General features: G+C 54.1%; 18 protein-coding genes. 4 read left to right on the forward strand and 14 right to left on the reverse strand.

Features of this window, described 5'->3' with window-relative positions; all coding sequences use genetic code 11:
- The first annotated feature begins 160 nt into the window (after positions 1 to 160).
- The gene (fbaA, locus tag GN112_RS18135; RefSeq protein WP_155311512.1) at positions 161 to 1192 is read left to right on the forward strand and encodes a class II fructose-bisphosphate aldolase; all 1032 of its coding nucleotides are present in this window, start codon (positions 161 to 163) and stop codon (positions 1190 to 1192) included.
- A gap of 441 nt (positions 1193 to 1633) precedes the next feature.
- Positions 1634 to 1828, forward strand: a complete 195-nt coding sequence (locus GN112_RS18140; protein WP_155311513.1) for a hypothetical protein — start codon at positions 1634 to 1636, stop codon at positions 1826 to 1828.
- An 87-nt stretch (positions 1829 to 1915) separates the two neighbouring features.
- Here GN112_RS18140 and pabB read toward each other — a convergent pair whose 3' ends face one another.
- The 11 genes from pabB to hisI all read right to left on the reverse strand — a co-directional run bounded on the left by pabB (position 1916) and on the right by hisI (position 13284).
- Positions 1916 to 4171 (reverse strand): aminodeoxychorismate synthase component I, encoded by a 2256-nt coding sequence (gene pabB / locus GN112_RS18145; RefSeq protein WP_155311514.1) that lies wholly within the window; start codon positions 4169 to 4171, stop codon positions 1916 to 1918.
- The gene (locus tag GN112_RS18150) at positions 4171 to 4848 is read right to left on the reverse strand and encodes an anthranilate synthase component II (protein WP_231717055.1); all 678 of its coding nucleotides are present in this window, start codon (positions 4846 to 4848) and stop codon (positions 4171 to 4173) included. The genes pabB and GN112_RS18150 overlap by 1 nt, the downstream gene beginning before the upstream one ends.
- Positions 4849 to 5022: 174 nt before the next feature.
- Entirely contained in the window at positions 5023 to 6510 is a 1488-nt protein-coding gene (locus GN112_RS18155; RefSeq protein ID WP_155311516.1) for an ATP-binding response regulator, read from the reverse strand.
- A complete protein-coding gene (locus GN112_RS18160) occupies positions 6494 to 7996 on the reverse strand; it encodes a two-component system sensor histidine kinase NtrB (RefSeq protein ID WP_155311517.1) in 1503 nt (500 codons plus the stop codon). Before GN112_RS18160 ends, GN112_RS18155 begins: the two co-directional genes overlap by 17 nt.
- 182 nt (positions 7997 to 8178) lie before the next feature.
- Positions 8179 to 8478 (reverse strand): HNH endonuclease, encoded by a 300-nt coding sequence (locus tag GN112_RS18165; protein WP_155311518.1) that lies wholly within the window; start codon positions 8476 to 8478, stop codon positions 8179 to 8181.
- A gap of 2 nt (positions 8479 to 8480) precedes the next feature.
- Positions 8481 to 9356, reverse strand: coding sequence for an ATP-grasp domain-containing protein (locus tag GN112_RS18170; RefSeq protein WP_155311519.1), 876 nt, complete (start codon positions 9354 to 9356; stop codon positions 8481 to 8483).
- Entirely contained in the window at positions 9356 to 10270 is a 915-nt protein-coding gene (era, locus tag GN112_RS18175) for a GTPase Era (RefSeq protein ID WP_155311520.1), read from the reverse strand. Before era ends, GN112_RS18170 begins: the two co-directional genes overlap by 1 nt.
- Positions 10263 to 10850, reverse strand: a complete 588-nt coding sequence (gene yihA / locus GN112_RS18180) for a ribosome biogenesis GTP-binding protein YihA/YsxC (RefSeq protein WP_155311521.1) — start codon at positions 10848 to 10850, stop codon at positions 10263 to 10265. Before yihA ends, era begins: the two co-directional genes overlap by 8 nt.
- A gap of 17 nt (positions 10851 to 10867) precedes the next feature.
- Positions 10868 to 12010 carry a pyridoxal phosphate-dependent aminotransferase gene (locus tag GN112_RS18185; protein ID WP_155311522.1) on the reverse strand — a complete coding sequence of 381 codons (1143 nt, stop codon included), beginning with the start codon at positions 12008 to 12010 and terminating at the stop codon, positions 10868 to 10870.
- 24 nt (positions 12011 to 12034) lie between these two features.
- Positions 12035 to 12910, reverse strand: a complete 876-nt coding sequence (gene hisG, locus GN112_RS18190; protein ID WP_155311523.1) for an ATP phosphoribosyltransferase — start codon at positions 12908 to 12910, stop codon at positions 12035 to 12037.
- Positions 12907 to 13284 carry a phosphoribosyl-AMP cyclohydrolase gene (gene hisI, locus GN112_RS18195; protein WP_155311524.1) on the reverse strand — a complete coding sequence of 126 codons (378 nt, stop codon included), beginning with the start codon at positions 13282 to 13284 and terminating at the stop codon, positions 12907 to 12909. The genes hisG and hisI overlap by 4 nt, the downstream gene beginning before the upstream one ends.
- A gap of 405 nt (positions 13285 to 13689) precedes the next feature.
- On the opposite strand from hisI, the gene GN112_RS18200 reads away from it, so the two are divergent.
- Both GN112_RS18200 and GN112_RS18205 read left to right on the forward strand, forming a co-directional pair.
- Entirely contained in the window at positions 13690 to 16065 is a 2376-nt protein-coding gene (locus GN112_RS18200; RefSeq protein WP_231717056.1) for a penicillin-binding protein 1A, read from the forward strand.
- Between the two features lie 63 nt (positions 16066 to 16128).
- Positions 16129 to 16767 (forward strand): response regulator, encoded by a 639-nt coding sequence (locus GN112_RS18205; RefSeq protein ID WP_155311526.1) that lies wholly within the window; start codon positions 16129 to 16131, stop codon positions 16765 to 16767.
- Here the strand turns inward: GN112_RS18205 and GN112_RS18210 are convergent.
- From GN112_RS18210 to GN112_RS18220, 3 genes are all read right to left on the reverse strand, one after another.
- On the reverse strand, positions 16754 to 17554 hold the full coding sequence (locus GN112_RS18210) for a HEAT repeat domain-containing protein (RefSeq protein WP_155311527.1): 801 nt from the start codon (positions 17552 to 17554) through the stop codon (positions 16754 to 16756). The genes GN112_RS18205 and GN112_RS18210 overlap by 14 nt on opposite strands.
- A gap of 93 nt (positions 17555 to 17647) precedes the next feature.
- Entirely contained in the window at positions 17648 to 18028 is a 381-nt protein-coding gene (locus GN112_RS18215; protein WP_155311528.1) for a hypothetical protein, read from the reverse strand.
- Positions 18029 to 18038: 10 nt separating this feature from the next.
- Complete coding sequence (locus GN112_RS18220; protein ID WP_162458992.1) at positions 18039 to 20816, reverse strand: UvrD-helicase domain-containing protein; 2778 nt, start codon at positions 20814 to 20816, stop codon at positions 18039 to 18041.
- Positions 20817 to 21321: the final 505 nt, after the last annotated feature.

Consider the following 21321-nt stretch of genomic DNA (forward strand, 5'->3'; position numbering starts at 1 on the left):
CCATTTCACATATGTATAGTTACTATACAAACATGTCAAGACTCTTTGCACGGACGAATTGCTTTACCTTGCCATCTCCTCTTTACCTTGCCATTTCCTTTAAAATGATGGAGAAAAAACCATAGTGCCCCCAAACCACCTCCAATTAAGGAAACCCATCATGCCAATCGTCAATTATCAGCAATACTGCCAGATGCTGGATCACGCAAAAAAGAACAAATTTGCCTACCCGGCCATCAACACCACCTCAAGCGAAACCATCAACGCCGCCCTTTTGGCATTCAAGGAAGCCAACTCCGACGGCATCATCCAGGTGTCCACGGGAGGCGGCAGTTTTGCCTCGGGGCTCGGGGTCAACGAGTCCTACAAGGGGGCCATCGCCCTGGCCGAATTTGCCCGCAGCATGGCGGTCTACTACGATGTGAACATCGCCCTGCATACCGACCATTGTCATCCGCAGTATGTGGATACCTTTCTGATGCCGCTGATTGAAGAAACCCAAAAACGCCGTGCCAACGGACAACCCAACCTGTTCTGCTCCCACATGTATGACGGTTCCGCCCTGCCCATGGCGGAAAACATCGCCGCTTCCAAAAAAATCATGGAAGACTGCGTGGCCAACGAATTGATTCTGGAAATTGAAACCGGGGTTGTCGGTGGCGAGGAAGACGGCCACGACACCTCCGGCGCACCCAAAGAGAAACTCTATACTACCCCTGAGGATATGGTGCTTGCAGCCAGGGAACTCGGCGCCATGGGTCGTTTTCTCCTGGCGGCCACCTTTGGCAATGTCCACGGCGTGTACAAGCCAGGGAATGTTGTGCTCAAGCCGTCAATCCTGAAAGACGGTCAGGACGCGGTGGTCAGGGAATTAGGTCGGGACAGTTACCTTAATCTGGTTTTCCATGGTGGTTCCGGTTCCGAGCTTAAAGACATCCACGAAGCGCTTGACTATGGTGTCGTTAAAATGAATGTCGACACCGACACCCAATACGCGTATACCCGTCCCGTCGTTGACCACATGCTGAAAAATTATGATGGTGTGTTGAAAATTGAAGGTGAGGTGGGCAACAAGAAGGTTTACGACCCGCGTTCCTGGGGCAAGAAAGCCGAGAGAAACATGGCCGATCGTATCATGCAGGCCTGCCAGGATCTGCGGTCCACCGGAACATCGCTTGGTAAAAATATATAGGGGAGGGCTATCGTTTACTCTCCCTTTGCCATTTTTTTCCATCGGCGTGCCATTTGAAAATGTCTGGATTAGGAATGAAGATGCATCAAGAAGCTTCCCATGGCCACCCATCATCACGATCAGCAACCCCTTGACTTTCTCAAAATATGCTTTTATTGGTATGCATTATGGCACATGCGGCATAAGGATCGGGAATTTTATTAATTAAACGAAATTGCTTGTTCTTGCGCCCGTCTTCCGCGTTGCATCAACGGCCACATACTCCCGGTATGCAACCCTTGATGCGCCTTGAAGACGAACACAAGCCCGGCGCAATTACGTTCAATTCATTTCATCCCCGATCCTAAGGCAATGTTCTTCCCGATTGTTGGTTTTACGACAATGCTCATAAAGACAACTGATTCAACCCTAATCATCTTCAATAAAGAAAGGAGCACGGCTATGAATGAAGCAGTTAAAGTCTCGCCTAAGGAATTCGAAAAACAACCGGACGGTTCCTGGCTTTGTGTTAAAAACTCAGACATTAAAAGTAATTACGGGGTTTACCGCATTGCTCCGGGAACGACTTTCGAAAAAGGCAAACCGCTTTGGGGAATTGATGTTGCGGAATTGCTTGAACAGGCTAACCCAAACTGAAGCATATGACGATAAGATAGGTGTCAGTGCCTCCGAAATATTTAAGTTTCTTATTACGCGTTGATTCTTGTTGATGCCTTTTAACCGTTACAGACCGGAGAACCACTGTGCCAGTTGTTCACACAATCGGTGTTCCACGTGGAGGGGCCGGCCATCCAGTGACAACGCCGGAACCGGCCCCATGAGGGCGTTGGTAAGCAGAACCGTGTCGGCATCCGCCAGCGATTGCGGTGTGATGGCCTGATCGGCAAGGGAAAACCCATTTTCGGCAAACCACCTGCAGACCGCCGCCTGCATCACCCCGGGAAGGGCATGCGGCGAACGGGGACGCAGAACCGTTTTGCCGGACACCACCAGGATACTGGCCGTGTTCGTCTCGGAAAGGCTGCCGTCAGGGTTGAGAACCACTGCTTCGTCGGCGCCTTTTTCGCGGGCCCAGGCCCCGGCCAGATAATAGAAAAGATAGTTCAGCGTTTTGTGGTCTGCCAGGTGCGTCAGGCGCGGGGCAGGGTAGGTGATCAGGTTCAAACCGACGCGGCCCAGGGCCGTCAGGCGATGCACGTAAGGCCTGGCCGTCACCAGCAGGGTACCATTGAATCGCGATGCCGCGGTGTCACCGCGAGTAGCTAGGAGTTTCACGGCGGCAGCGCCCTTTTCCAGACTATTTTTGGTGACGACCTGGGTGATAATATCCTCCCAGGTCAAATCCGGCGGCAGGCTGCCAAAAAGCGCCGTCCACGATCGGTTGAATCGCTCCAGATGGGCCGCCAGACGACAGGCAGCGCCCTTTTCCACCCGAATGGTTTCAAAAAAGCCGAATCCGTACTGCAGGCCCAGGTCGGTAGCCGGCACCATCGCTTCCGCCTGGCTGATAATCCGGCCGTCCATCCATGCCCAGGGGCCACCATCCTTTTCAACGACCGCAGCTTTATCCGCCCCCCGAAACACCTGCATCAGGGTTTCGCCCTTGTGCAGGGTTTCGACAAACTCATCGGCCGGGTCCGAGTCGAAAACGATGCCGCCCCCGACAGAAAATAAAATCCGCTTATCGGCCACCGTGGCCGTGCGGATGGCGATGGAGAGATCCATGGTGTCGTGGAAGCTGATGTAACCGATGCTGCCGGTGTACACATGGCGCCGTCGCGATTCCAGCTCATCGATGATCTCCATGCAGCGGATCTTGGGGCAACCGGTGATGGAGCCGCCGGGAAACGTGGCCCGGATCAGATCGACGGCGCCCCTCCCCTCGGCCAGGGTTCCCTCCACCACCGAAACCAGATGGTAGACGTTCCGGTAGGCCTCCATCCGTTTGTGCTGGCTCACGACCACCGACCCGCCGCTGCAGACCCGCCCGATGTCGTTGCGCATGAGATCCACGATCATGGAGAGCTCGGCATCATCCTTGGGACTTTCTGAAAGTGCCACCTGCATCTGCCGGTCCGCCTCGGGTGTCTGACCCCGGGGGCGGGTGCCTTTAATCGGCCGGGTTTCCACCCGCCGGCCGCACTGCTGCAGGAAGCGTTCGGGCGAGGTGGAGACGATCTGGTGATCACCTGCGTTGACATAAGCGAAAAACGGTGCGGGGTTCATCTGGTAAAGGGTGCTGAACAGGCTGTAGGTGTCGCCGGCAAAGCCCATTTCAAAACGCTGGGAAAGGTTGACCTGATACACGTCGCCGGCAGCGATATAGTCGCGGATCTGTTCGACGGCCGCCTCGTAGGCCTCACGCGAGAAATTGGAGGTAAAGGCTTTTCCGGTTCCTGAAAACCCGCCGGGAACCGGGGCCGGCCCGCCGATGTCATCCAGAAAATCCTCAATCCGCCCTTCCGCCGCATCGATCCCGAGATCCTGACGGATTGGCGCATACAGCATGGTGCGGCCGTCAACCTTGTCATGCACCACGATCAGGGCGGGGGCGTAAAGGAGCAGGTGCGGCAGGCCGAGATCATCGACGGCCGTACGGGGAAGGTGTTCCAGGCTGTCCTTCAGGTCATAGGCCAGATAGCCGAAAAGACCGGCACGAATCGGATCGGTGGTCTCCCCGATCTCAAGGTGGCAGCGCTTCAGGACGACATCCAGAAGGTCCAGGGGCTCCCGGGAATCGTCCCGGGCGGTTCCATCGATGGTGATCGTCGATCCACCCGTCCGTCCGCTCAGTTCGAGCCAGGGCCGTATGGCCAGAAGGTGATAACGGGCGCTGTCCAGCGGTCCCCCGGAAAGCAGCACCACACAGCCCGGTTCATGGGCAAAACGGGCGGCCAGGGCATGGAAGGGTTCTTCCAGATCGAGCGGGCGGGTGCAGACGCCTGTGATTTCGGGCAGCCAAAGATCGGTCGAAGCCATCAGCAGCGCCCCTCCATACCGATTGCCGGACCCGTCTCAAGGGGCTGATACGCAAAAGGGTTAACTTGCCGGGGGCCGTCGACCAGGGCGGCTTTCAGCGGTCCCCGTCGCAGGAAGTTTTCGATCACGCCAAATCCGTGCTCGGTAAGAAAGCTCTCCGGATGAAACTGCACACCATGCAGGGGACAAAACCGGTGGGAAAGCCCCATGATCGTTCCATCGCCGGTTCGGCCGGTGACGACCAACGCATCTTTCAACGCCGCGGCCGACGGCTCGACGGCCAGCGAGTGATAGCGGGCCACGCGAAAAGGGGAGGGGATGCCGCAAAAAAGTCCTTCCTGATGGTGAATCACCCGGCTGGTCTTGCCGTGCATCGGTGCGGGTGCGCGCACGGTCCGCCCGCCGAACACCTCGTTGATACACTGCATGCCCAGGCAGACCCCAAAAATGGGAATCGTTTGATAAAACCGCTCGATCAACCGCTTGGAAATGCCGGCATGGGCCGGGTCTTTCGGTCCCGGGCTGACCAGCAGGTAGTCCGGCCGCATGGCCGCCACCTGCTGCAGGGTCACCTGGTCGCTGCGCACCACATCGATGGAAAGGTCGTAGCGCATAAACATCTGCACCAGGTTGTAGGTAAACGAATCGTAGTTGTCGATGGCCAGCAGCGTCGTCACGTTTTCCTCCCTTAAAAATAGAACAGCCACCCAGTTCGAGTCTGGGTGGCTGATGCCTGTTGCATAACTCAATTCTTGACGCATCCGGACCAAGCCACGGATGCCGTCATCAATTTTTTGTTTATTCAGTAGCCAATCGGAACCCACCGGTCAAGCAAAAACCGGTGGTCTTCTTCAATCCACGGGAAGCAGAACCGTAAATGTACTCCCTTTTTCGGGCGCGCTCTCAACACTGATGCGCCCCTTCAATGACTCCACCAGCCCCTTGACGATGGGCAGTCCCAGTCCCGTGCCGGTGATAAAACGGGTCTTGTCGGTTTTCACCCGGAAAAAACGATCGAAGATCTTGTCCAGGTAACGCTCCTCGATGCCAAACCCGTTATCGATCACTCGGATGCGCAGGTTGATTCCGGTCATGTCCAGACGGACCACGATCTCACCACCGTTTTGGGTGTAGTTGATCGCGTTGGCGATCAGGTTGCCGAAAACACTCTCCAGGGCCAACGGATCGGCCTTGATGGTGGGCAGGGGCTGATCCGGATGTTCCAGCGTCAGGGATTGGCTTTTGGTTCTGGCCCGCGTGCCAAGGAAATCGACAATATTGCCGAGCAACTCTTCCAATTGGACCGGCTTGAGTTCCTGGCAAGTGATCCCCGATTCGATTCTCGAAAGATCCAGCAAGTCGCCGATGGTGGAAATCAGGCCCTGGGTCTTCTCCTTGGCCCGGGAGAGCAGATGCTCATCCGATTCGCTGAGCTGCCCCATCAGGTCGTTGAGCACCAGGGCCAGCTGTTCGTGAATGGTGGACAGCGGGCTGCGCAGTTCATGGGAAACCTTGGCCACAAATTCGGATTTGAGACGGTCCAGGACCTTCATGTTGGTAATGTCGACGATGGTAACCACCGCCCCCAGGCACTCCTTGCGTTCTCCGAGCACGGGTCGGCCGCGGGCCATAAAAAATCGTTCTTCACCAGCGGAAAATTCATAGGTCGGGATATCATCGAAATCGACGTGCCGGCCGCTGGATATCTCCACAATCAACCGGCACAGGCCCTCTTCCTCAATGTAGGCGGAAATCGGTTGGCCGGTGGCCGTATCCGCGGGCAGTTCCAGAACCCGCACAAACGCCGGGTTCATCAGAACCACGGTTCCATCGGCATTGGTTACCACAATGCCGTTGGGCAATGAATCGATAATCGTGTGAATCCGGGTTCTTTCCGTACCCAGGTCGGCCAGTGTGCGCCGCCGCGCCTTTTCCAGTTTTGCCGCCTCTTTTTTGAGCGACAGTTTTTCCCAGGCCCGGTTCACCACGATGCGCAGTTGATCCGGCTCAAAGGGTTTGGGAATAAAATCGTAGGCACCCTGCTTCATGGCCTCGATGGCCGTTTCAATGGTGGCAAATCCGGTAATGATAATCACAAGAATCTCAGGGTTCATGGTATGGATTCGTTTGAGCACCTCTATCCCGTCGATTCCGGGCATTTTAAGATCCAGAAGCACAATCGACGCATCGCTGCGTCCCAGAGTGGCCAGGCCCGCTTCACCATTTTCAGCGGTCAGGGTCTGGCATCCCATCCGGTCGAGGATCCGCTTCGATCCGTCCCGGATGCCTTTTTCATCATCGATCACCAGAACGGTTACGGGATCAGGCGTGCTCTGCATCTTCAACTCCTTTTTCGGTTTCGTGGGTGACGGGAAGTTCGATGGTGAAGGTACTGCCGCGGCCTAAAACGCTTCGCGCCGAGATGGTGCCGCCATGGTTTTCGACAATGCCGTAAACAACACTTAACCCCAGTCCCGTTCCCTGGCCTTCCTCCTTGGTAGTAAAAAAAGGCTCAAAGATGTGCGCCAGGTTTTTCGATGAAATACCCGGTCCCGTATCGGCGACATCGATAATCACGCGATCTTTGGCGGCAGACTCCCGGGTGGTAATCGTAATGGTCCCCTGTCCGTCCATGGCCTGGGCGGCATTGATAATGATATTCATGAACACATGGCCCAATTGCTGTGAGTCCGCCACGACCAGCGGAACAAACGGCGCCATATTCTTCTTCACCCGGATATTGTGGAACAGGGTCTGATTTTCGATAAGAAAAAGGGTTTGTTCGATGGCCTTGTTGATGTTCAGTGGTTTCATGAACTGGCGGGTTTGGCGGGCGAATTCGAGCAGTTCCTTGACGGTGTCCCGGCAACGTTGGGCATCGTTTAAAATGCGATACAGATCCTCCCGGGCGTTGTCTTCGAGATCGTAATCTTCGAGCATCAGCTTGGTGTAAAGGGTGATGCCGCCCAGTGGATTGTTCAGCTGGTGGGCCACTCCGGCGGAAAGCTTTCCCAGGGAAGCCATCTTCTCGGACTGGATCAGTTGAAGCTGGGTTTTTTCCAGTTTCTGCTGAATGTGAATCCGTTCGCGAAGATCGTGGAAAAAACCGATCGAGCCGACCTCCTTGCCATTTTCATCGTAAATGATGGATGCATAGAGACTGATGGGGAATTTGTCCCCATTTTTATCCACTGCATTGGTGCTGTATTTTTTCACCTTGCCTCTGCCGCCGTACTCCTCTCCCCGCAGATAGCGCATAATCCGTTTGGCCTCCGCGGGACCGCCTTCGTAAACATCCCTGATATTCAGGCTCTCCAGCGCTTCTTCGACCGTTAATCCGGTCATCTCGGCGGCCGCGTCGTTAAAAATGATCATCTTCCCGGTCATGTCGGCAGCAACCACGGCATCACAGGCGCTCTGGAGCAGGTTGTGTAAAAAATTGTTGGCCCGGCGCAGATCGGACTCGAGCCCTTCCAGGGCCGGAAGCTCGAAATTGAAAATCGTTATGGTGTCCTGCCCCTCAGGGTCGGAAACGGGGTAGGCATACAGGCAGGCCCTTTTGGATTTGTTCAAAATACTTGACGAGGTTTCCCGCAGGGAAGGCGAATGGGTATCCATCACCTTTTTGGCCGGGCAATTGTCGCAAGGTTCGGAACGCTGATAAAAAACCTGATGGCAGCATTTTCCGGTCAGCCGATCCCCATCGGCCAGAACATCCGTGCCGGCATAGGCAAGAATACGAAAATCTTTAGAGATGACAACTATTTTGCGATTGAACGCATCCAGCGCTTTTAGCAGGATTGTGTTTTCGTCTTCCGGTCGCATCAGCCAGACCTCCGGGGGTTGAGGTTCCGTGAATGCTTGGGCGTCGTGTGATTATGCGTGATTACAAGTGATTAAAAGATAGATTCGCTGTAATGTCAACAGCTATACACCAAGGAGAATGAAACCGGTTGTAAAAACTAAGGGGCCGCCAGAGGATGCGTGCCCTTGAAATCGCATGACGGTCAAGGCTGCGTGTGAAACGACTGCAGGTATGCGTCCCATTCCATGGGCAGCAGCTGTTTTTTCTTGTTGTTGCAGGCCTTACAGGCGGGAACCACATTGCCTTTGGTGGTTTTACCGCCCCTGGCGATCGGAACGATGTGATCCATGGTCAGCTCACCGGCCGGTGTCGGTCTACCGCAATAATGGCAACGGCCTTTGGCGCAACGCCGTTTCCACCACTGGGATTGTCTGAGTTCGCGGGCTTTCTGGCGCTCGCGTTTAAGATCCCGTTCGTCCAGGTCATACGCATAGGGGTTCATGGCTAATCTCCGATCGTATCGGGACGTTCATTTTTTACCGCCGGACTCAGACTGAGTCCCAGATCTTCCAGCCAGCCGTCGATCTCGGTCTTGAGCATTGTGTAAAACGCGTCCGATCCGCCGAGCCCGGTCCTGCCGAAAAAGTAATTGATTTCCAGAAACAGCGGCCTGGTTTGGCTTTGGGTGTTTTCAAAAATAAGATCGAACCCGGCCAGGTTGATCTTTGACCGCCGGCAAAAGTCCCGGGCCAGATCCAGGCCTGCCTGGCGCAGCAACGGGTCCGAATCGTGATCGATCCGCGCACCATGGGCCACACTGGTACCGAAAACCAGGAGGTTCTCCTGTATCCGCCAATAGGCCGTCAGGCGCTTTCCGGTCACCGCGACCCGCAAGGTCCGATGGGTTCCCGGAACGAACCGTTGCAGAATAAATCCGCGCTGGCCGGAACGCTCATAGGCGGCCGCCGTTGAGAGGGCGGCTTCAAGGTCGGCTGCGCTGCGGATCAGAACAACCGTTTCGCCTTCACCGCCCCAGTCCAGCTTGAAAACCAGCGGCAGCCCATCCTTGGGCATTCGTCCGGCCCTTTGTGCATAGTCGGACAGGTCATCGAACGGCCAGGTTTCCGGATGGGGAACGGCCAATGCCCGAAAAAGCCTGGCCTGACCGGTTTTTCCCGGATAGTTGAACCGCATGTCATAATCGGGAAAAACATGCCGGCAATGCTGCCGGCTCAGGCGGTACAGCGATTCGCGGCATCCCTGGGGCAAAATCACCGCCTCGGCGGTGCGGATCACCGCAAGATCCTTTTCATCCGGCTCTCGGCCGGCACAAATAATATTGGCATCCGCTTCATAGCAGGGATGAAAGGAAAGAATCATCAGTACCCGAACTTACGCAGCGCCTTGGTATCCTTGGTCCAGTTTTTCTGGACGCGCACAAACAGTTTGAGAAATACCTTGGTCGCCAAAAGGTTTTCAATCTCCTGCCGGGCCGCCTCGCCGATCTGTTTGAGCTTGGCGCCGTTTTTGCCGATGACGATGCCTTTCTGGGAATCGCGCTCCACATGGATGGTGGCATGGATGCGGGCCAGGGCCCCGTTTTTCTCCTCTTTGAAGAGATCGACGGTTACCGCCACCGCGTAGGGAATCTCCTGCCCGGTGAGACGGATGGCTTTTTCGCGGATCATCTCTGCGGCAATGAACCGCATGGGCAGGTCGGTGAGGCTTTCCGGTGGAAAAAACGGTGGGCCCGGAGGCAGGGCCGCCTCCATGGCATCCAGCAGGCGATCGACCTGCTCGCCCCGTTTCGCACTGATCGGGACCACGGCCGAAAAATCAAAGGCCGCCGACCAGTGCTCGATCTGGGAGAGGAGGGCCGGCCGTTGAACCTGGTCAATTTTATTGAGCGCCAGCACCACCGGACGCTGATGCTGATCGAGTTTTTCCAGGAGCAGCTGTTCAGACGCCTTGTCCGGGTTGATGGCATCCACCACCAGCAAGATCAGGTCGACTTCCGCAAGGGTGGACAGGGCGGCATCGACGATGCGGGTGTTGAGCGGGTTGCGGGCCCGATGGATCCCCGGGGTATCCAGAAAAACCATCTGGGACGACTGGCGGTGCACCACACCCAAAATCCGATTTCGGGTGGTCTGGGGCTTTTTCGACGTAATCGACAGCTTCTGCCCCAGCATGCGGTTAAGCAGGGTGGATTTGCCGGCATTGGGGGCACCGAGGATGGCGACATAACCGGATCGGAAAGCGCCGGTCGCATCAGGATTGATCTCGTTATTCATCGCCAGTGACCCTTTCGATGGCCGACCAGACCTGTGGCAATCCCTGCCGCGTTTTGGCGGAAAAGAGGGTTAATGCGGTTTCATCCACGTTCAGGGCTCCCGCAATGGCCCGGCGCTGCTTTTTCTGGGCCGATTTCGACAATTTATCCGCCTTGGTCAGCACCAGGATGGCCGCCCGCCCGTAGAGCGACAGCCAATCGATGAAATTCTGTTCCTCGATACCGGGAATCCGCCGGATATCCAGAATCAACACCACGGCCCTGAGGGTTTCGCGCCCCTTCAAATAGGTTTCGATCATCGGTCCCCAGTGACGGCGCACCGACTCGGGAACCCGGGCATACCCGTAGCCGGGCAGATCCACCAGGGACAGGTTCTGGTTGACGGTGAAAAAATTGATCAGCTGGGTGCGGCCGGGCGTGGAACTGGTTTTCACCAGTCGTTTGCGGTTGACCAGGGTGTTGATCAGCGAAGATTTGCCCACGTTGGAGCGACCGGCAAACGCCACCTCGGGCAGCAGCGCCTCGGGGTACTGAGTGGGTTTGACGGCACTGGTGACAAATTCTGCCGATTTGACAAGCATGGGCGTTATCGTTCCGTTTACGACCGGGTCTTCAGATAGGCCTCCAGGCGGTTTAAGCCCTCGGCGATATTTTCCATGGAATTGGCGTAGGAAAACCGCAGGTACCCTTCCCCGTTTGCGCCAAAATCGATCCCCGGCGTCACGCCCACGCAGGCCTTCTCCAGAATCTCGAAGGCCAGGGCGTAAGAGTCGTTGGAGAGGTGTTTGGCATTGGCAAAGACGTAGAAGGCACCGGTGGGTTCGACGGTGATCCCCAACCCCATCTCTTTCAGGCGCCGGATCATGAATATCCGGCGTTCGTTGTAAATGCGTTTCATGCGGGCCACATCCTCGCCGGCCGATTTCAAGGCGGCGATCCCGGCCTTCTGGATCATGGCGTTGGCCGAAATAAAAAAGTTCTGCTGCACCTTCTGAATCGGACGCATGAATTCCTTGGGCGCGATCAAATACCCCAGGCGCAACCCGGTCATGGCAAACAGTTTGGAAAACCCGTTGAGCACAAACGCCCGGTCGGTGAACTCGAGGATGGAGTGCTCTTTTCCTTCGTAGACCAGCCCCTGGTAAATCTCATCGGAGACGATCCAGGGGGACATCCCGGCTATGGCCTGCATACGCGATTCGGACAGCAGGTTACCCGTGGGATTGGAGGGGGAGTTGATGAAAATTGCGCGGGTGCGGTCACCGAGCTTATTTTCGATGGCCTCGGGGCGGTACTGAAACCCATCCTCCTCGAAAACCGGTACCGTTACCGGCACCCCGCCGACGAACTTGATGAAATTGGGGTAGCAGGCGTAATGCGGGTCGGAAAGAATCACCTCGTCACCGGCCTCGAGCAGGGCGGCGAAGATCATGAAAATGGCCGGAGAGGTGCCCGAGGTCACCACCACCTGATCCGGCTGGACGGAAACGCCGTAAGTGGTGTGATAATACTCGCAGATCGCTTCCCGTAGTTCCGGAAGCCCCAGGCTGTGGGTATAATGGGTGAATCCGTTCGCCAGGGCATCGCAGGCAGCGGCTTTGACACATTCGGGGGTATCGAAATCGGGCTCGCCCACCTCCAGATGCACAATGTCTTTGCCTTCACATTCCAGTTCACAGGCCCGTTCCAGAACATCCATAACGATAAAGGATGTCATCTCTTCGGTGCGTTTCGATGCCATGCCCATTCCCCCTTGAAAAGGAAATCAGATTACCTTGTTGAGCGGATACTCGATAATACCTTCGGCACCCTGCTTGAGCAGTTCGGGAATCAGGTCCCGGACTACGTTGGTGCCCACGACCGTCTCCACGGAAAACCAATCCGACTGGTACAGGGAGGCGACGGTGGGAGCGTTGAGACTGGGCAGCAGATCGACCACCTGGGCCAGCTTTTCTTGCGGCACGTTCATCTTGATCCCGACCAGTTTTTCTCCCAGCAGGGCGCCTTTGAGCAAAAGGGCGATCTGTTCGACCTTTTCGCGCTTCTGCGGATCTTCCCAGGCGCTTCGATTAACGATCAGCTGGGTGTTGGTCTGCATGAGTTCGTGGATAATGCGCAGGCCGTGGGCCTTGATGGTGCTGCCGGTTTCGGTCACCTCGACAATGGCATCGGCCAGGCCGGAGACCACCTTGGCTTCCGTGGCCCCCCAGGAAAACGCCACTTTGACGGAGATATTGCGGCTCTCGAAATAGCGCTTGGTGAATTGCACCAGTTCGGTGGCGATCTTTTTGCCCTCCAAATCTTCAAGGGTTTTGATCGGTGAATCATAAGGGACCGCCAGCACCCAGCGGGCCGGACGGGCGCTGACCTTGGAATAGATCAGGTCTTCGGCCACATGCACATCGGAATCATTTTCGGCAATCCAGTCTTTTCCGGTAAGTCCGGCATCCAGGGTTCCGTTTTCCACATAGCGGGACATTTCCTGGGCACGGCAGATGGCACACTCGATGGACTCGTCGTTAATTTCCGGAAAATAACTGCGATCATTAACATTGATGGTCCAACCGGACCGTTTGAACAACGCAAACGTGGCGTTCTGCAAACTTCCTTTGGGAATACCCAACTTCAGCGGCATGGTCATTCTTTATAAACCTCCTTGGGATCAAAAACGGGCTCGCCGACAGTCACCAGCGACCCGTTGTCCACTTTTTGATAGAAGCAACTGGCATATCCGGTATGACAGGCCGCCCCGCCCACCTGTTCCACTTTAAGCAGCACGGTGTCGTTGTCGCAGTCCACCCGGATCTCCTTTACGTTTTGGATATGGCCGGATGTCAGTCCCTTGACCCACAGGGTGTCACGGCTCCGGCTGTAATAGGTGGCCCGTCCGGTTTTCAGCGTCTCTTCCCAAGCCGCCCGGTTCATAAACGCCAACATCAGGACATCACCGGTTTCAACATCCTGGGCAATGGCCGGAACCAGGCCGCCCATTTTTTCAAAATCGAGTTCAATCATTTGTTTTTACTCCATTCCCGTCCGTCTCCGACCATTCTTTGCCCGCCCCTCCATCAAAGCAACCATTGTTTCATTCATTCTGCCAACCGGATACAAACGATCCCATTTTAATGGGCGCCATCGGCCCGACAGAAGAAGCGGATCAGCCGTGTTCGGACAAATAAGATAAAACCGGATTATCTAATCAGATCGACTGCCGGAGTCAATCCCTTTTTTTTGCAACTGCGGGATAATCTTGCGAAAAATTATTTACTTTGTTAGGGTAATCCGATTAATCGTTCAATCCGCAAAAGAAGCGATAAAGGGATCGTTTACTACCGGAAAACCCGGCCTGCAGACCGGAAACAGATAACCGGACAGACTTTCTAATCCGCTATGACCAGAGAAAAAAGCACTTCGCAAATCATGAAAAACAGGGCTCGGCGAAAGCCCGGGGCAACCATCGGGCGACTGATCAAATGGTCACTGGCACTGGCTTTCGTCCTGATGTTGATGGGTACGGCAGCCATGGTCGGCGTCTACTACTATATGAGTGACGGTTTGCCGAAAATTTCGTCTCTGAGCGATTACCGCCCACCCATTATCACCACCGTATATTCGGATGACAACCGAAAAATAGCCGAATTCTACAAAGAGCGGCGAATCGTCGTGCCCCTATCGAAAATCCCGATTCAACTCCAACAGGCGTTTATCGCAGCTGAAGATTCGCGCTTTTACAAACACCAGGGCATCGATTTTTTCAGTATCGTCCGGGCATTCATCAAAAACCTGGAAGCGGGAGCGATTGTTCAGGGCGGCAGCACCATCACCCAGCAGGTCACCAAATCGTTTCTGTTGACCCCCGAACGCAGTTACGAAAGAAAAATTAAAGAGGCGATTTTGGCCTATCGCATCGACAAGACCTTTACCAAAGAGGAGATTCTTTACCTTTACCTGAATCAGATCTACCTGGGACATGGGGCCTATGGTGTCGAAGCGGCCGCCGAAAACTATTTCGGAAAGTCCGTCAGTGAGTTGAACCTGGCCGAATGTGCCATTCTGGCCGGACTGCCCCAGGCCCCCAGCCGATATTCACCTTTCCGCCACCCCGAGCGGGCCAAACAGCGTCAAATTTACGTGCTCAACCGGATGCTCGAGGAAGGCTTCATCGATAATACGCAAGTCACCGAAGCCATTGACGTCAAGATGGACATCAAACCCAGGCGAAACTGGTACATCGAAGAGGTCCCCATCTATACCGAACACGTCCGGCGCTATGTGGAAAAAAAATACGGCGCCGATGCCCTCTATACGCAGGGACTGAAAATTTTTACCGCCGTCAACATCGAGATGCAGAAAGCGGCCCGCCGGGAAATAGAAAAAGGCCTGCGCGATCTGGACCGCCGGCAGGGATACCGGGGGCCGGAATCTCACCTGGCCGTCGAGGCGATTGAACCATTTTGTGAGGAACAAAAGGCCCTGATCGAAAAATCCCCGCTGGTCGAAGGAAACTCGGTCAAGGGTGTGGTGATCGACGTGGACGACAGCGGGGGAAAAGCCACGGTGCGCATGGGGGATGCGCGGGGGATGATTCCCATCGATGATATCCGCTGGGCACGCAAACCCAATCCAAAACTGGCCGCCTATCAGGCTCGCGTCAAGAAAGTGAGCCGCGTGCTCGCCACCGGCGATGTAATTCTGGTTCGATTGAATAAAAAGACAAACAATGAAGAGTTATGGGACCTGTCTCTGGATCAGGTGCCTGATGCCCAGAGCGCCCTGCTCTGCATTGAGGCGGAAACCGGCCTCGTCAAAGTGATGGTCGGTGGCCGTGATTTCATGGAAAGCCAGTTTAACCGCGCCGTTCAATCCCATCGTCAGCCAGGATCGGCCTTCAAACCGATTCTCTATGCGGCGGCACTGGACAAAGGCTATACCGCGGCAACCGAAATCATCGACGCCCCCATTGTTTTTGATGATGAGGAGCGTGACTTAACCTGGAAACCGAAAAATTACGGAAAGAAATTCTACGGACCCACGCTGCTGCGTGAAGCACTGACCAAATCCCGTAATGTGGTCTCCATTAAAATTCTTCAGGATATCGGCGTGGATTACTGCATTGACTACGCCAGAAAACTGGGCATCACATCGCCCTTGGCGCGAGATCTTTCCATCGCCCTGGGATCCTCTGGGGTAACGCTCCTCGAACTGGTCAATGCCTATGCGGTTTTCGCCAACCAGGGATATCTGATCGAACCGGCCTTCATCACAAAAATTGAAGATCGATGGGGAAATGTGCTCGAAGAAATGAACCCTTCCAGGGAAAGGGTAATCGAAAAAAGCACGGCTTACATCATCACCAGCCTGATGGAAAGCGTGGTCAAGGAAGGCACTGGAAAACGGGTCAGGGCACTTAACCGTCCTGTCGCCGGTAAAACCGGCACCACCAATGATCTGCAGGATGCCTGGTTTATGGGCTACACCCCACAGTATATTACCGGTGTTTGGGTCGGCCACGATATAAACAAAACCCTGGGCAAAGGTGAAACCGGATCAAGAACCGCCAGCCCCATCTGGCTCGGTTTCATGCAGGCGGTGCTGAAAGACAAACCGGTACGCGTCTTTCCGGTTCCCGAAGGCGTCGTTTTCGCAAAAATCGATGCTCGGACCGGCTTGTTGCCCATTCCCGAATCCCGCGACACCATCTTTGAATGTTTTAAGGAAGGCACGGAGCCAACCGAGTACACCAAACGGCCAAACAGCATTGTGGATGCGGAATCGTTCTTTAAATCCGACATGTAATGGCGACCCGGCCATGGTTTGACGGATTCATTTTACGATCCTTATATCTGAAAGTCGAACCGTATGATCAAAGTCCTGCTGGCAGACGATCACAGTATTGTTCGGGCCGGTTTGCGCCGGATTGTCGAAGAAAGTGGCGACATTGAAGTCGTGGCCGAAGCGTCGGATGGCCGCGAAGCGATTCTGGCGGTCAGAAAGGAAAAACCCGATGTGGCGGTGATTGATATATCCATGCCCGTATTGGATGGACTGGAAGTAATCACCCAACTGAAAAGCGAAAATCCGCAATTGCCGATTCTCGTTTTAACCATGCACGAAGAACATCAGTATGTGGTGCGCGCCATCGAGACCGGCGCCATGGGCTATATCACCAAACAGAGCGCACCGGAGCAACTGGTCAAAGCGATCCGCAAGGTTCATTCCGGGTCCCTTTTTCTAACTGCCGATGCCGCCGAAGCACTGGCGCTCCGGGTTGCCAAAGGAAGTCAGTCCCAAAGCCCGCTGGAAACCCTCTCTACCCGCGAACTCCAGGTGTTGCGCCGTCTGGCCATGGGTTACACCAACCGCGAAATCGCCTCGGCCTATCACATCAGCATAAAAACCGTTGATACCTATCGGTTCCGTCTTTTGAAAAAACTGAATCTGCGCAACAACGCCGACCTTTCCCGATTTGCCATTCAGAACCGCCTCATTGAAGCTTGACCCGGCCATACAGCCGGATGGCTGCCTGTCTGACCGGAAGATCCCCATCATTTAAAAGCAAACGGATCTCTTCTTTCAGCAGATGGTAATCGTCGGCTTTACAGCCCAACAGATTGTCCAACACCTGAAGACGGACCCGGGGTTCCCGGTCAGCCAGAAGCCGGCGGTAAAAATCCACAATCCTTGTCGTCAGGGGAAGCATTCCCAACCCGGTCAGGCCATCCACCCGCAACTCCATGGGAATATCGCCCATATTTTCAATATAGACGGATTCGACATCCGGAAACTTTTCTGCGAACCGCCAGAGATGGAGCAATATGCTGCGTTTCTCTTCCATTAACCCCACCTGCAGGCGCGTTGTCAGAAATTCGAAAACATATCCATCTCCCACGGATACCATTGCCGACACCACTGCGGCCTGAACATCACGGTCAAGATCGTCAAAATGATGAATCAGTGCCGAAACCGCCGGGTGGTTTCCCTCCCAACCCAGCGCCAATGCACAGGCAATTCGAATCGATGGCGCCGAATGGTCCAGCATGTTGATCAACGCAGCGTTGAGCGATAGGACATCTCTGCTCAGGGAGGCAGCCAGGCCCAGTTGAACCGCAGCGGCAGCGCGAATCTGTTCATCCGTTGCTCCTCCCACCACCAGATCGTACAATGGCCACAACACCCTGTCCTTTCCGGCATAGCCGAGCAGTGGAATGATCTTTATCAGCAGGGGCGTATCGGCATGCGGCAAGGCCTCGAGAAGGATGGCGATGCCGCTTTCCGGATCACTCAAAAAGGATTCCATATCCTCAAGATAACCTCGCACCTTATCCAAAAGGCGATGGGAACGATCAAACGGAATAAGTGTGGCCTTTTTCATTTATATTCAATTGAATGGGGTTTGTTTTGCATGAAGGCATTTCAATATGTATTTGGCTGGAAAATCCGCATGGCAGAAATAGGTTCTGCCCATCTCGGATGCATGCTGGCAGATCGTTTCTATAATCTGCGCTTTTTCGCCTTCACTGACAAAATTTCTTTCATGCTTCTGTTTAAAAACGACCGACGGACCCAGCAGATCCCTTATCTTCTGATACTTTTTTTCGTCCATAAAAAAATGGGTAAACCATTTTTTGTCCACGCAAACAACAATCTCGATCCAAATGCAAATATACCATCGATCGGCAGCAATTTTTCTGGATTGATCAATACACTGCATCGTTAATCCATTATCCAGTTGGACGGATAAGATCGGATCGGTTGACATGGCTTACTCCTTAAAACAGAGACAGTTGTTTCTGTATCGCTGGTTGTGGCCGGTTCAGGCCGGTTGCGCTGAATTCCTTATAGATGTTTTCGATATCGTTGACAAAGGGAGAGAGTTGGCGCGGTTGCATCTGGCCATTGATCAGTCGGGTCTTGGCCCGGGTCAGAAAGAGATGCCGCTTGGCCCGGGTCAGCGCCACATAGAACAGCCGGCGTTCCTCTTCCAGATCAGCGGGACGATTAACGGATTGATAGGGAATCCATCCATCTTCGCAGCCCGCAATAAAAACCACCGAAAATTCAAGCCCCTTTGACGCATGCATGGTGCTCAGGGAAACTTTTTCAACCCGATGGTCATAAGTATCCGTATCCCTGCAAAGGGCGAGCGCTGCTAAAAACCCGGCCGCATCATCCGAACGATGCGCATCGGCCGCTTCCATCATGTGCTGAAATCCCTTTTCAAATCCCGGTTCATCACCAACGGTTTCAAGTATGCCACTTTGTTCGGTGATCATATCGAGACCGGATCGCAGCGAAAGGGTCTCCACTCGTTGCTTCCAGTCCGATATTTGGTTTAAAAAATCGTATAATTGCTGCTGCTTTGATATTCCCATGCCGGGGATGGGCAATCGTCGCGATTGAATCAGGGCCTCTTTAATTGGCAGACGGTTCCGATAAGCCCATGACTTCAGTTTTTCCACTGTTTTCCCGGAAATACCGGGTTTCAGGTGATCACTGGCCATCTGGATGTCGGCAAACGTCCCCAATCCATGAATCAGCCTGAAAATAGAAACGACCCCTTTTATTCCAGGATGGTCCAATACGGATTGACGATCGATCACCTGGCAGGGAATACCGGCCTTTTCCAGCATTCGCCGAATGGGATCGGCCTGAATTCGGGTTCGAAACAAAACCGCAAAGTCGGAAAAGCTCAAGCCGCCTGTTTGTGTGGATCCATCCACCGCACCGGAATCCATTGAAAAAAAGCCAATGCCGCCGATCATCGTTTCAATGGTCTTGCCAATGGCCACCGCTTCGGTATTTTCCGTTTGCGCTTCCGTGACCTGAATGGTGCGATCGCCGACGTGGTCGGAATAGACGGCCCGACGATGGCCGGTGTCGAGCCGTTCGGCATTCTTTTGGATTACCTGCGACGATACCTCCAGAATGGTTTGGGTGGATCGATAGTTTTTTCTCAGGAAGACGACTTCCGCCCCGGGATAGTCTTTTAAAAACCAGTTAAAACAGGTAATGTCAGACCCTCTGAATCCATAAATGGACTGGTCTGGATCCCCAATCACGCACAGGCGGGCCTGATCCCCGGCAAGTCGGCGAACAAGCCGGTATTGGCCGGCATTGATATCCTGATATTCATCGATAAATATATCACTGAACCGATTGACGTATCGATCCTGAATCGACGATTCGTTTTCCAGCAGCTGAACCGTTCGAAAAATAAGATCCTCAAAATCCAATAGATGATCAATATCCATCAACCGTTCATAGGTCTGATAGCAGCGTTCGAACATGGCTGCCAGATCGGGTGGACACAGATCGTCCAATGGATCCTGACTGGAAAGCAATTTCTGTTTGGCCGCGACAATCCAGCCCATCAGATCATCGACTTTAACGGGACTCGCTTTGCCTGTCAGCCCATTTAAAGCCAAAACATCACGGACCAGTTCTCTGCGATGCCCTTCATCGATGACCGAAAACGGCTGATCGGCCTGCCATTGACTTAAAATCCGGTAACCCAAGGAATGAAAGGTCCCCAGGATGGGCATCGACTGGGAATCCCCAAGCATTGTGCGCAGCCGTTCGCGCATCTCTGTTGCCGCTTTGTTGGTAAAGGTCACGGCAAGCACACGCCGGGCATCGACCCCGGCGTTGACGATGCCTCCAATTTTATGGGTCAGGGTGCGGGTTTTTCCGGTACCGGGTCCGGCCACGATCATCAGCGCCCGGTTTTCAAAATCGACGGCCGCCTGCTGCGCCGGATTTAATTGAATGGAATGATCCTTGACTGAGCACGGTGTTATATCCGGTAATGGATTTGGCGGTTGGGAAATTTTTTTCTTGGTGGGCGGTTTCACCCCATCTGTGATTTTGTCCGCAGTTGCAAACAGACTGCGTTGTCCGGAAACCGTTGATCGCTCCGCCTCGGAAAAAATCCGGACCGTACCGAACAACCCATCATATCCCGGCGAAAACGATACGCGATCATCCCGCATGCGAGAAATCGCCTCGGCGAGCAGGGGCACGCCGGCCGATTCAATTTTTTCGGTGTCGAGGTAATGCAGGATATTGAACTCATTTCCCAGTTTTTCCAACAACACCCGGTAGGTTTGCGACACCTTTTTTGATTTTGGTCCGACCCTGAATATTTCGGAAAGCAGATTTTCTAAGGGAATCAACCGATAAAAAGGAAATGTCCGCGTTGGGCGAACCCCTTCTGTACGGGTGGCCAGAGTTTCCACACGGTGCAACACCCCAAGGGTAAGTGGTTTGTTGCAGACCGGACAGATTCCCTGATGCAACAGGGTTTCAGCCGGCGAAAAACAGACCTCGCATTTGCGATGGCCATCCACATGATATTTCCCCTCTTCGGGATAAAACTCGAAAGTACCCAGAAACTGATCTTTATCTCCCTTTTCCATGGCCCAGCGCATAGCATGATAACTCAATTCCGTTTTAAATATATTGGCCTCTCGGCCGAGCTTGGATGGTGAGTGAGCATCGGAATTGGATATTAAGGTAACCTGATCCAGATCGGATACGCGCCAGTTCATCGGCGGATCCGATGACAGACCGGTTTCTGCGGCGAAAATATGGTGACTCAAATCTTCAAAACAGTCAGATAAGGTATCAAATCCTGATTTCGATCCCAACATGGAAAACCAGGGCGTCCAAATGTGAGCGGGCACAAGAAACCCATTTTCGGATGTTTCCAATGTAATTTCAAGCAAATCCCGCGCATCCAAACCAAGGATCGGCCTGCCGTCCGAACAGATATTGCCAATCGCATCCAAACGACCATTAAACCGCTTCACATCCTCAATATCCGGAAAAAACACAAGATTATGATTCTTCCGGGTTCGATCTTGCTTTTTATAGATATTACTGATTTCACAGCTGAGCATAAACCGTACCGGCGCCCGGCAGGAAACGGGCACCTGCGGATCACAGCTTTTTTCAATGTCGCTTCTCAGCCGATACAGGCCCGGTTCAGCGGGTTCGAGTTTATCGATGATCTGGGCAAACCAATCCGGGTGAGTGAAATCACCGGTGCCCACC

Source organism: Desulfosarcina ovata subsp. ovata (assembly GCF_009689005.1).
Classification (GTDB): Bacteria; Desulfobacterota; Desulfobacteria; order Desulfobacterales; family Desulfosarcinaceae; genus Desulfosarcina; species Desulfosarcina ovata.